The organism is Streptomyces flaveolus, assembly GCF_000716535.1.
In the GTDB taxonomy this organism is placed as follows: domain Bacteria; phylum Actinomycetota; class Actinomycetes; order Streptomycetales; family Streptomycetaceae; genus Streptomyces; species Streptomyces flaveolus_A.
Genome location: NZ_JNWV01000087.1, coordinates 1 through 10275 on the forward strand (window position 1 = coordinate 1; position 10275 = coordinate 10275).

Here is a 10275-nt window from a genome sequence, read left to right on the forward strand (position 1 = left end):
CAGAAACCGACGACACCGTCCTGCCCACCGAACTCACCGCATAGCCTCAAAACGAGATCACCGAGTGGCCGTCGATACACCACTCCAGCGGACGTGACCTGCAACAACGGCTTCACCTCAGCTGCCCAGCGGACCTTTCGTCGCGGCACTGCTGTCCGCCATGCGAGCCACCCAACGTACAGCGTCGCAAGCACACCTAGGGCAGCTGCCACGGAGCCCAGTGCTGTCCAGAAGGTCTCACTCGGCGCGGCCATGGTCATCATGAGACGCGTTTATAGCAGGAGCCACGTTCGACGCGCACGCGATCGGCTCTCAACTCAGCTTGCAGCGACCGCCTTTCGGACTGACTAGGTTGCGGTGCTCGTTCACGAAAGTGATCACAGCCGCACCATAAGCGCACCAGATGGGGCGGGGAACAGCGGAAAATCACGGTGGAAGCGGCCTGACCCAAAGAGGCCGCAGCTTCCCAAGCTGAGGGCGTCGACATCGTGGTCACGGGCCGTCGTGGCTTGCTGTGGTCGACGGCACCGGCAGCGTGGTGGGGGCCGGTGGGGGTACAGCGAGGCACCCGTGTGCGTGGTCGCACGCCCGCCGTCTGGGCGGACTGTCGTCGGCTGAGGTTCAGGCGGGGCGCATCGCGGGTGCTAGCCGTCAGCACGATGCGGCAAGGCTGGGCCGTCTCTGGGCCGTCCGAGGCCGCTCGACAGTGGCCGATGACGACCAAGGACGACCACCAGGCGCACCAGCCCACCGCCCCTAACCAGCAAAACCCCAAGCCTCCAAGATCCCCGGCAAGACCCAGGGCAAGAAGCTTGGTCGGTCGCGGTCAGGCCTGGAGGAAGTCAGGCTCCGTCTGTTCCTCATCGCCGCCTACGTTCCGACATTGCGGAGAGCCATGACCGCTGCCTCAGCCTCTTCCGTGCGGCACGCCGTCGAGGATCACGACCGCTACCAGGTCTGCCCGGGCAGGCACCACAGCCACTCGGCCTCAGGTCAGTCGGCAAGGCATCCGGTACTGGAGCAGTCATTCCAGCCATATGAGCATCGCGTCCTCCGCTCTGGCGGCGGCCTCGAAGAAGTGTGTGAGGTCGTCGTACCAGGGACGCCCCCACTCCAGCGAGCCGGGCTCACTCCAGCCGAGCGGATACACCTCGGCGCTGGTCAGTTCGGCGGGATCCACGCCGCTGATGAGCTGGGCATAGCCGGTGGCCCGCAGGGCTTCCGCCGCGAGCTGGACCCGCTCGGGCCGCAGGTACCTCGGAGGCCCGTACCCCCAGTCCTCATCCTCGGCGAACGGCTCCTCACCGAAGATCACGTTGACGGGGAACTCGGCGCGCGCCAGCAGGAAGCGGAGCATGTCCCACGTCTTGTAGGTGCTGAAGTGGCGCGCCTCGGCCGGCGCAGGTTCCTTCTCCTCCTCGGCGTCCCGGAGCCCTTCGACGAAGTCCAGAGCCCAGTCGGGGTCCTGGATCGTCCGTTCCAGCTCAGCAGCCGTAAGACGCACGTACTCACCGATCATGCTCATGGCCGGACACTAGACGAGGCCACTGACAACGCCCGGTCGCAGGACTGCGTCGTCCAGGCCGGCCGCCACGGCAGGTCCGAGGTTCGCATCGGCAGCCGACCGGACTTTATGCCTCCGCCTCCACCGCCCGCGTCACCGCTTCCCTCATCCCACGCCACCCCCGGGGCCGCTGCGGTGCCAACCGTGCGACCACGCGGCCCAGCCATTCGGGATCGCCCAGGAGGTGTGCCTGTCCCGCGTCGATGACCCGCGTCGTCAGAAGCTGAAGGAAGACGAGGTGGGCGCCGGGGTAGTGGCGGGGGTGCCGGTCGAAGCGGGCGATCCAGTTCTCGTAGGGGTGGCGCAGGGTCATGTGCAGGTAGCCGCTGCCCCGCCCCCGCCAGGGACCGGGCATGCCGCCGAGGAGCCCCCCGAAGCCGTTCGAACCCCTGGCCGGGTACTTGCTGCCCATGGTGAGGTTCATGCCCAGCATGATCCGGGACCACGGGATCAGCTGTCCTTCCGAGTCGGGCTCGTGCTGGTACAGCCCGTCCCTTCGGAACTCCACCCAATGACCCTTGCCGGTGTCCCCCACCACCCAGCGGCCGTCGAACAGCTCCAACGGTCCCAAGAGTGCGCTCGCGTCCATCATCCGCTCCTTCGAAGCGACGTCCGGCTAAGCCGCGCCGAAACCCTTGCGGAGCAGAAGCTTCATGTCTTCGCCCAGCTCGGCGCTCGGATCACGGATCACCAGAAGGCCCTCCCCCACCTGGACCCAGCACAGTGTCAGCGATCGAGCTGTTCGCGGTCCACTGTCCATCCAGGTCGTCCACGACCCGTAGGTCGCGCATCCAGTGGGCTCCTGCTGCGCGGCAACGCGGCAACGCGGATCCCGGCAGCGGCCGCCCGCCGATCAGACCGGGATCCAGTCAGGCCACCCCGGTGGCACGTTGTTCGCGGGGCAGAGGCCCGAGTCGCCCGGGTAGTCGGCCAGCGTTCCCCGGGTCGCGAAGAACCACCAGGCCAGGCACACCGTCGTGACGATCACCAGCACGGTCGGCAGTGCCGCGCGGATCGCGCTCGGCGCGGCCGGTGCCAGGCGGTGGCCGGCGGCCCGTGCCAGGAGCGCCACCACCGCGCCCACTCCCAGGACGACAGGGAGCAGGACGTTGAGTTCCAGGCGTCCGCCGGCGTCGTACCCCGCGTCGCAGAACGCGCGTGCCCAGACGGTCAGGGACCAGGCGGCGTAGCCCGTCGCGGCCCCGAACAGGGCGGAGGCGGCCCAGGGGAGGCAGGAGGCGGAGCTCGGCTCGGGTGTGTTCACGACAGGGACGACAGCGGACGCACCCGGCGCGGTTCCGTGGCGCCGGGTGCGGCTCCAAGCCGTCCATCTCACGACAGGTCAGCTCAGATGCGGTACGCAGCCGAACCAGTTCACCGCGTGCTCGTCCTTCGTGTAGCCCATGCACCGCAGCGTCTTGTCGTGCAGGGTGCTGGTCCCGGCGATGTCCTCGTCGAGGTAGTCCGTCTTGTGGCGGGGCTGGACGAGGGTGTCGATGTCGATGACGTACCAGCGGTGTCTCTGGTCCGGGATGTCGCAGCCGTGAGCGGTGACGTTGCGGCTCGGGCCCTCACTCCATATCGGGCGTTCGGCGCGCTCGCAGTGTGCCTTCTCGGATGCGGCGGCGGTGCCGGCTGCGGTGCCGAGCAGGGCCGTGGCGCCCATGGCCACCGCCGCCGCGACGCCGAGCAGGCGGCGCGGGGTGTGGTGCGTCGAGTGGTTCATCACGTGGGTCTCCCTGGCAGGCGCAATGACGGACGGTGGACGACCCGTCATCTCCCTGTGATCGTCACACCGGTTCCGGCGCCCGTCCTGGCGAGCACCATGCCCGTCCCACGTCCCGGTGACCGGTGTGGTGCCAATGCAGCAGCGGGAGTGACGCGGGTCACTTTTCGCCGCGTCACATCTCCGGCGCAGCCTCCGTCAATGAGGTGCAAGCAGCCGCAACCCACTCAGGAGCACACCATGGACGCTCGGCTCGATCTCTTCGCCAGCCCCGTCGCCGGCAAGGTGTTCAAGCACTTCAACGCCGCCGGCAAGGCGCTCGCGGAGTCCACGCTGCCCGCTGCCACGCAGGAACTGGTGAAGATCCGTGCCAGCCAGATCAACGGGTGCGGGTTCTGCACCGACATGCACACCAAGGACGCCCTGGAGGCCGGGGAGAGCCAGACCCGGCTGCACCTGGTCGCGGTCTGGCGTGAGGCCACCGTGTTCACCGACGCCGAGCGGGCGGCCCTGGAGCTGGTGGAGCAGGCCACCCGGATCGCCGACGCGGCCGGCGGGGTCCCGGACGAGGTGTGGGCGAACGCCGCCAAGCACTACGACGAGGAGCAGCTCGCCGCCCTGGTGGCCCTCATCGCCCTGATCAACGCCTACAACCGCGTCAACGTCATCGTCCGGCAGCCCGCCGGCGACTACGTCCCCGGCATGTTCGGCTGAGACGACCCCCCTCACGGGTGCATGCGCGCGCCCTTCAGGACCTTGTCCACGCCGTTCTTCGGGCCGTACACCGCCAGGCCCACCAGGTCCAGGTCGGCCGTCGGGACGGCCCGGACGGCCGCGCGGTTGTCGCGGTCGTTGCCCGTGGTGAACAGGTCCGCCGTGAACACCGCGCACGGCAGGGCACGGGTCAGCGCCCTGCCGTGCGCCGCCTTCAGGGTCTCCTTGGCGCCCTCGAAGACCAGCACCGGCTGGCGGAACATCGGCAGGTACGACACACCGTCCGCGTCCTCGTACGGGTCGCCGACCACTTCGGGAAGCGTCGGGCCCAGGCCGCTGACCAGGAACGCGGTCACGTTCAGGCGCTGCCAGGGTTCCAGGTCCGCGCGCAGCAGCACGGCGATCTTCGTGTCGAAACGGATGGGTTCAGTGCTCATGCACTGAGACTCGCCGCCGGTCCGCGGTCGCGTCTTGTACGTTTTTTGCATGACCGTCGGGCGGGAAGTGAGCGCGTGGCGTCCCCGGGTGCCGGGCGTCACCGAGGTCTTCCACGCCCGCTTCACCGAGTACGCGTATCCGATGCACGTCCACGACGCCTGGACGCTGCTCATCGTGGACGACGGGGCCGTGCGGTACGACCTCGACCGGCATGAGCACGGCACCCCGCTCGACACCGTGTCGCTGCTGCCGCCGCACGTGCCGCACAACGGGTCGCCGGCCACGCCGGGGGGTTTCCGCAAACGGGTCGTCTATCTGGACAGCAGCCGGCTTGGCGAGGAGTTCATCGGGCCGGCCGTGGACTCCCCCGATCTCCGGGACCCCGTGCTCCGGCTGCGCGTCGGGCAGTTGCACTCCGCCCTCGCGCGGCCGGGCGACGAGCTGGAGGCGGAGAGCAGGCTGACCCTCGTCGCGGAGCAGCTCCGGCACCGGCTGCGGCGGCGCACGGACGGGCGCCGGCACGACAGTCCCGTACTCGCCCGTCGGCTGCGGGAGTTGCTGGACTCGCGGGTCGTCGACGGGGTCTCGCTGGAGGAGGCCGGCCGGTTGCTGCACGCCCATCCGGCGCACCTCATCCGGGCGTTCAGCGGCGCGTACGGCATCGCCCCGCACCAGTACCTGATGTCGCGGCGGGTCGGGCGGGCCCGGCGGCTGCTGCTGGACGGGGTGCCGCCGGGCGAGGTGGCCCCGGTCGCCGGGTTCTACGACCAGGCCCATCTCACCCGGCACTTCAAGAAGCTGGTCGGGGTGACCCCGGGGCGTTACCGGAGCAGGGCGCGCTGAGCGTCGTACAGGTTGCGCGGGCGTACGGCGTCCGTGGTGCCGTACAGCTCCAGGCGGGAGTGCAGGTCTCCGGTGAAGTCGGGGACGTCGGTCTGGTCGAACTCGCGGACCTCGTTGATGCCGACGGTCGCCGAGTACGGGGCGAGGCCGTCGATCTTCATCAGGCCCGCCCGGCCGTTGGTGACCCGGATGTTCCAGTGGGTGAACCGGGCGCCGAAGAGCGGGCCGGCGCTGGCGTCGCCGCCGTGGCGGCCGTTGTTGTCGACGGTGATGTCGGTGCGGACGTTGGCGAAGGGCAGACCGCGGTGGCTGTCGAAGGTGCCCATCCGCATGTCACCGCGTGACCAGACGTTGTGGGAGGAGAGTCCTTCGACGTTGATGCCGTGCAGTTGCGTGTTCGCGGGGGCGGGGACCGTGCGCTCCTCGATGGTGAAGTCCTCGATCAGGTTGTCGTGGGAGCCCTCGCGGCAGAAGTACGGGTGGTGCGAGCCCCGGCCGGCGACCCGGGTACGGCGCAGGGTGCAGGCGGAGGCGGCGACCAGGCCGAAGCCGTTGTCGACGTGGCGGACCGTGACGTCGTCCACCCAGCAGTCGTAGGCGCACTGGAGGACGACGCCGTTGTAGCCCTTGTCGAGGAGGTGCGGGGACTGCGGGGTCTGCACCGCTTCGAGGGTCAGCCCTTCGACGCCCGATCCGGTCAGCTCGGTCACGTGCGTGGTCAGGCGCGGGTCCCACTCCGGGCGGATGTCGAGCGGGAGGGGGCGTTCCAGGGTGACGCGCCGGCCGTGGACGCGGTGGACGCGGACGGGCCATTCGTAGGGGACGTACGACGTCAGTTTCGTCTTGTCGTCCCAGACGTAGGCCGCCGGGCCGGGGCCGTCGCCCGCCATGTGCTGGAGGAGGGTGTGGGTGGAGTCGTCGGCGAGGCGGAGGAGGACGAGCCGGCCGGGGTGGAGGGCGGAGGCGTCGGCGACCGTGACCGTCCACGAGCCGCGCTTCGCCGGTGCGACGGTGGTGAGGGTCGTCCACTCGTCCCGCCGGTTGCCGGTCCAGCCCTCGAAGGGCCAGGCCCGGTCCCTGATGGCGGCGGTCAGGGATTCCCAACGGGCCCTCGGCGCCAGCCAGATGAGGCCGCCCGCCCAGGACCAGGAGGACTTGTCACCGCCGTAGCGGGAGCCGTAGACGCCGATCAGCTCGGTGAGGTTCTTCGTCGCGTACAGGGTCGTACGGCCGCTGCCGGCGCCGCGCAGGACGACGTTCGAGTCGCCGAGGCGGATGACGTCGTCGATGCGGTAGGTGCCGGGCGGGATGGTGACCGTGCCACCGCCGGCCCTTCCGGCGGCGGCGATGGCACGGTTGATCGCGGGGGCGCAGTCCGTGGTGCCGTCGGCCACGGCGCCGTACGCCGTGACGTCGGCGACGATCCGGGGGCGGGGGAAGCGGCTCGCCCCGGCCCGGTAGCCCGCCCGGCCGATGTACGGGATCTGCGGGTGGGTGAGCGGAGTGCGGGTGAACTCCCGCCAGAGTGCGGGGGGTTCGGCCGCCCGCGCGGTGCCGGTCGCGGCGCCCAGGGCCACCGCGGTGGCGCCGGCGAGCAGGCTCCGTCTGGTGAGGTGCGCGTTGCTCATGTCCACCCGCCCCTTCATCTTCCCGAGGTCCATGAATACGAACGATTCATGAATATGAATGACGTTCAGGAATGCGTTGGCGGTGAGCATGCCACTGTGCCCGGCGAGCGGGAAAGGGGTCGTACGAAGAAAAGCGGGCGTCAGTCCGCGGGGCGGTCGATCAGGTGCATGAACGCCTCCAGGTTGCGCGTGGACTCGCCGCGCGCCACCCGCCAGGCGTACTCCTTGCGGATCGAGGAGGCGAAGCCCAGCTCCAGCAGGGTGTTGAAGGCGCCGTCGGCCGCTTCCAGGACCTGGCCGAGGAGCCGGTCGACCCCGTCCGGGGTGACGGCGGCGAGGGGCAGCCGGGCGGTGACGTAGACGTCGCCGAGGTGGTCCACGGCGTAACTCACGCCGTACAGCTTGAGGTTGCGCTCCAGCAGCCAGCGGTGGACACCCGCCTCGTTCTCGTCGGGGTGGCGGACGACGAAGGCGTTGAGGGAGAGGGAGTGGCGGCCGACGAGGAAGGACACGGTGGTGGACAGCTTGCGCGTACCGGGGAGCTTGACCACGTAGTTCCCGGGCTCGGGGTTCTCCCACTCCAGCTCCGCGTCCCGGAAGACGCCCTCCAGGACCTGTCCGGCCTTCTCGACATCACCCATGGTGGGAGGGTACGCGACGGCGGTGGGACTGGGTCGCGGCCGTGTAGACGTCGGCGGTGGCGGCGGCGGCCGCGTCCCAGCCGAAGGACTGGGCGTGCCGGGCGGCCGCCCGGCCCATGCGCGCCGAGAGGGCCGGTTCGTCGGCGAACCGGCGCAGCACGCGCGCGTAGTCGACCGGATCGTGGCCCTGGACGAGGAAGCCGGTCTCGCCGTCACGCACGGCCACCGGCAGACCGCCCACCGAGGCCGCGAGCACCGGCGTCCCGGACGCCTGCGCCTCGATGGCGACCAGTCCGAAGGACTCGCTGTACGACGGCATGACGAGGACGGACGCGGCCCTGAACCAGTCCGCCAGCTCCTCCTGGCAGACCGGCGGGCGGAACCGCACGACGTCCGCGATGCCCAGCCGGGCCGCGAGCTTCTGCAGCCCCTCCGGCTTGGCGAGCCCGCTGCCGCTGGGGCCCCCGACGACCGGGACGAGGATGCGGGAGCGCAGCTCCGGGCGCTCGTCCAGCAGGACGGCGACGGCGCGCAGCAGGATGTCCGGCGCCTTGAGGGGCTGTATGCGGCCCGCGAAGAGGGGGATCAGGGCGTCTCGCGGGAGACCGAGGCGGGCGCGGGCGGCGGCGCGGGCGTCGTCGGCGCCGGCGGGCGGGCCGGCGGGCGGGAAGCCGTCCTTCAGGGAGCCGAAGCCGTCCTTCGAGGACGCTTCCTTGGGGGAGCCGTCCTTCGGGAAGGGGCGGAAGCGGTCCAGGTTCACGCCGGGGTGGACGACGGCGACCTTCGCGGGGTCGGCGGCGTAGTACTGGACCAGCTCGCCGGCCTCCTCGGCGGTGTTGGCGATCAGCCGGTCGGCGGCGGCCACGATCTGGGTCTCGCCGATGACCCGGGCGGCGGGCTCGGGGGTGTCGCCGTCGGCCAGGCTGGCGTTCTTGACCTTGGCCATGGTGTGCATGGCGTGCACCAGCGGCACGCCCCAGCGCTGGGCGGCGAGCCAGCCGACGTGGCCGGAGAGCCAGTAGTGGGAGTGGACGAGGTCGTAGTAGCCGGGGCGGTGGCCGGCCCAGGCCTGCATCACACCGTGCGTGAAGGCGCAGAGCTGGGCCGGCAAGTCCTCCTTGGCCAGGCCCTCGTAGGGGCCCGCGTCGACGTGCCGGACGAGGACGCCGGGGGCCAGCTCGACGACGGGGGGCAGGCCGCCGGCCGTGGCCCGGGTGAAGATCTCGACCTCGATGTTGATCGCGGCCAGCCGCTGGGCCAGCTCCACGATGTAGACGTTCATGCCGCCCGCGTCGCCCGTGCCGGGCTGGTGGAGCGGGGAGGTGTGCACGGAGAGCATGGCGACCCGGCGGGGCCTGCGGTACAGCCGCAGCCGCGTGCCGGCCGACGGGGAGCGTCGCCCGAGCCTGCTGACGTACTGGCTCACCTGGCGTTCCTCCTTGTTGCGGGCATGCCTGACGAGGGCCCACCGCGCCCTCCAAGCTGGTCCAACAGTGAGCGGGTGTCCGGCCATTTCCCGATCAGGCGGCTTTACCGAATCATTACCCGAGATCGATCAACGGTTCGAATGCGGACGGCGTCGGCGGCAGTCGCCCCGAGGGATGCCGGGAACCGCGCGACCAGCGACGACGCACCCTCGGCGAGCGGCCGGCCGCGAGCCTCCGGCGGCGTCCGCTTACCCTCGTACCCATGACAGCCCGCGCAGCCACCCGCCCCCTGGGTACGGTGACGCGCGGGACGACCAACCCCAACCGGCTGCGCCGCATGGACCGCTGGATCGCGGCCACGCACGGCGCCGAGCTGCGCCGCGCGAGCGACCCCGTGGCGATCGACCTGGGATACGGCGCCGCCCCCTGGACCGCCGTGGAACTGCTGACCCGGCTCCGCGCGGCAGCGCCTCGCGCGCGTGTCGTCGGCATCGAGATCGAACCGGAGCGGGTGGCTGCGGCCCGGCCGTACGAGCGGGAGGGACTGACCTTCCGGCACGGCGGCTTCGAGATCCCCGTCCCCGGGCGCCCGGCGCTGATCCGGGCCGCCAACGTGCTGCGCCAGTACGACGAGGGCGAGGTCGCGGCGGTGTGGGAGCGGCTGCGCGCGCGGCTCGCCCCGGCGGCCGGCGGCTCGCGCGGCGGGCTGCTGGTCGAGGGGACGTGCGACGAGATCGGGCGGCGGCACGTGTGGGTGGCGCTCGGCCCGGAGGGTCCGCGCACGGTCACCTTCGCCACCCGGCTGGGCTCCCTGGACCGCCCCTCCGACCTCGCCGAGCGCCTGCCGAAGGCGCTGATCCACCGCAATGTCCCGGGCGAGCCGGTGCACGCCTTCCTCCGGGACTTCGACCGCGCCTGGGCCGCCGCCGCGCCCTACGCCTCCTACGGCGCCCGACAGCGCTGGCTGCGCGCGGTACGGGACCTGACCACCGACTGGCCCGTCACCGACTCCCCGGCCCGCTGGCGGCAGGGCGAAGTGACGCTGGCCTGGACGGCATTGGCTCCCCGAACCTGACTCCGACGCCCCGGGGGCTGACCGGGATGCCATGACCTTGAGGCCGACGCGCAGGGGGTGAACCCGACGCCCCGGCCCTGAACCCGACACCCAGGATCCGACCCCGACGCCCCGGCCCTGAACCCAACGCCCAAGGGCTGTACCCAACACCCAGCCCTCGACCCAACCCCCAGGCCCTAACCCCAACATCCAGACCCTGCCCCCCACACCCCCCAATCC

General features: G+C 71.1%; 11 protein-coding genes. 3 read left to right on the top strand and 8 right to left on the bottom strand.

Annotation, left to right across the window (positions count from 1 at the left end):
• Window positions 1–1024: 1024 nt before the first annotated feature.
• The 4 genes from OO52_RS44875 to OO52_RS44890 form a co-directional block, all read right to left on the bottom strand.
• The gene (locus OO52_RS44875; RefSeq protein WP_030659133.1) at window positions 1025–1525 is read right to left on the bottom strand and encodes a YfbM family protein; all 501 of its coding nucleotides are present in this window, start codon (window positions 1523–1525) and stop codon (window positions 1025–1027) included.
• Between the two features lie 106 nt (window positions 1526–1631).
• Complete coding sequence (locus tag OO52_RS44880) at window positions 1632–2153, bottom strand: hypothetical protein (protein WP_231406478.1); 522 nt, start codon at window positions 2151–2153, stop codon at window positions 1632–1634.
• A 264-nt stretch (window positions 2154–2417) separates the two neighbouring features.
• Window positions 2418–2828: a hypothetical protein gene (locus tag OO52_RS53805; RefSeq protein ID WP_231406479.1), complete on the bottom strand. Its 411-nt coding sequence runs from the start codon at window positions 2826–2828 to the stop codon at window positions 2418–2420.
• 78 nt (window positions 2829–2906) lie between these two features.
• The gene (locus OO52_RS44890; RefSeq protein WP_030659140.1) at window positions 2907–3290 is read right to left on the bottom strand and encodes a hypothetical protein; all 384 of its coding nucleotides are present in this window, start codon (window positions 3288–3290) and stop codon (window positions 2907–2909) included.
• Between the two features lie 240 nt (window positions 3291–3530).
• Between OO52_RS44890 and OO52_RS44895 the strand changes: the two genes are divergently transcribed.
• On the top strand, window positions 3531–4004 hold the full coding sequence (locus OO52_RS44895; protein WP_030659143.1) for a carboxymuconolactone decarboxylase family protein: 474 nt from the start codon (window positions 3531–3533) through the stop codon (window positions 4002–4004).
• Window positions 4005–4015: 11 nt separating this feature from the next.
• Here the strand turns inward: OO52_RS44895 and OO52_RS44900 are convergent, their stop codons facing one another.
• The gene (locus tag OO52_RS44900) at window positions 4016–4492 is read right to left on the bottom strand and encodes a DUF2000 domain-containing protein (RefSeq protein ID WP_196944588.1); all 477 of its coding nucleotides are present in this window, start codon (window positions 4490–4492) and stop codon (window positions 4016–4018) included.
• Between OO52_RS44900 and OO52_RS44905 the strand changes: the two genes are divergently transcribed.
• The gene (locus tag OO52_RS44905) at window positions 4491–5285 is read left to right on the top strand and encodes a helix-turn-helix domain-containing protein (protein ID WP_030659147.1); all 795 of its coding nucleotides are present in this window, start codon (window positions 4491–4493) and stop codon (window positions 5283–5285) included. The two genes, OO52_RS44900 and OO52_RS44905, sit on opposite strands and share 2 nt — an antisense overlap.
• Here OO52_RS44905 and OO52_RS44910 read toward each other — a convergent pair.
• The 3 genes from OO52_RS44910 to OO52_RS44920 all read right to left on the bottom strand — a co-directional run bounded on the left by OO52_RS44910 (window position 5264) and on the right by OO52_RS44920 (window position 8980).
• On the bottom strand, window positions 5264–6946 hold the full coding sequence (locus tag OO52_RS44910) for a glycosyl hydrolase family 28-related protein (protein ID WP_420711474.1): 1683 nt from the start codon (window positions 6944–6946) through the stop codon (window positions 5264–5266). The genes OO52_RS44905 and OO52_RS44910 overlap by 22 nt on opposite strands.
• A gap of 107 nt (window positions 6947–7053) precedes the next feature.
• Window positions 7054–7554, bottom strand: a complete 501-nt coding sequence (locus tag OO52_RS44915; protein ID WP_030659150.1) for a YbjN domain-containing protein — start codon at window positions 7552–7554, stop codon at window positions 7054–7056.
• Window positions 7547–8980, bottom strand: coding sequence for a glycosyltransferase (locus OO52_RS44920; RefSeq protein ID WP_030659152.1), 1434 nt, complete (start codon window positions 8978–8980; stop codon window positions 7547–7549). Before OO52_RS44920 ends, OO52_RS44915 begins: the two co-directional genes overlap by 8 nt.
• A gap of 263 nt (window positions 8981–9243) precedes the next feature.
• On the opposite strand from OO52_RS44920, the gene OO52_RS44925 reads away from it, so the two are divergent.
• Window positions 9244–10056 carry a hypothetical protein gene (locus OO52_RS44925; protein WP_030659156.1) on the top strand — a complete coding sequence of 271 codons (813 nt, stop codon included), beginning with the start codon at window positions 9244–9246 and terminating at the stop codon, window positions 10054–10056.
• Window positions 10057–10275: the final 219 nt, after the last annotated feature.

Bases quoted from the DNA above. Each gene is read 5' to 3' on its own strand.
- OO52_RS44875 (WP_030659133.1), bottom strand. From the start codon at position 1,525: ATGAGCATGATCGGTGAGTACGTGCGTCTTACGGCTGCTGAGCTGGAA.
- OO52_RS44880 (WP_231406478.1), bottom strand. From the start codon at position 2,153: ATGGACGCGAGCGCACTCTTGGGACCGTTGGAGCTGTTCGACGGCCGC.
- OO52_RS44890 (WP_030659140.1), bottom strand. From the start codon at position 3,290: ATGAACCACTCGACGCACCACACCCCGCGCCGCCTGCTCGGCGTCGCG.
- OO52_RS44895 (WP_030659143.1), top strand. From the start codon at position 3,531: ATGGACGCTCGGCTCGATCTCTTCGCCAGCCCCGTCGCCGGCAAGGTG.
- OO52_RS44905 (WP_030659147.1), top strand. From the start codon at position 4,491: ATGACCGTCGGGCGGGAAGTGAGCGCGTGGCGTCCCCGGGTGCCGGGC.
- OO52_RS44900 (WP_196944588.1), bottom strand. From the start codon at position 4,492: ATGCAAAAAACGTACAAGACGCGACCGCGGACCGGCGGCGAGTCTCAG.
- OO52_RS44910 (WP_420711474.1), bottom strand. From the start codon at position 6,946: ATGGACCTCGGGAAGATGAAGGGGCGGGTGGACATGAGCAACGCGCAC.
- OO52_RS44915 (WP_030659150.1), bottom strand. From the start codon at position 7,554: ATGGGTGATGTCGAGAAGGCCGGACAGGTCCTGGAGGGCGTCTTCCGG.
- OO52_RS44925 (WP_030659156.1), top strand. From the start codon at position 9,244: ATGACAGCCCGCGCAGCCACCCGCCCCCTGGGTACGGTGACGCGCGGG.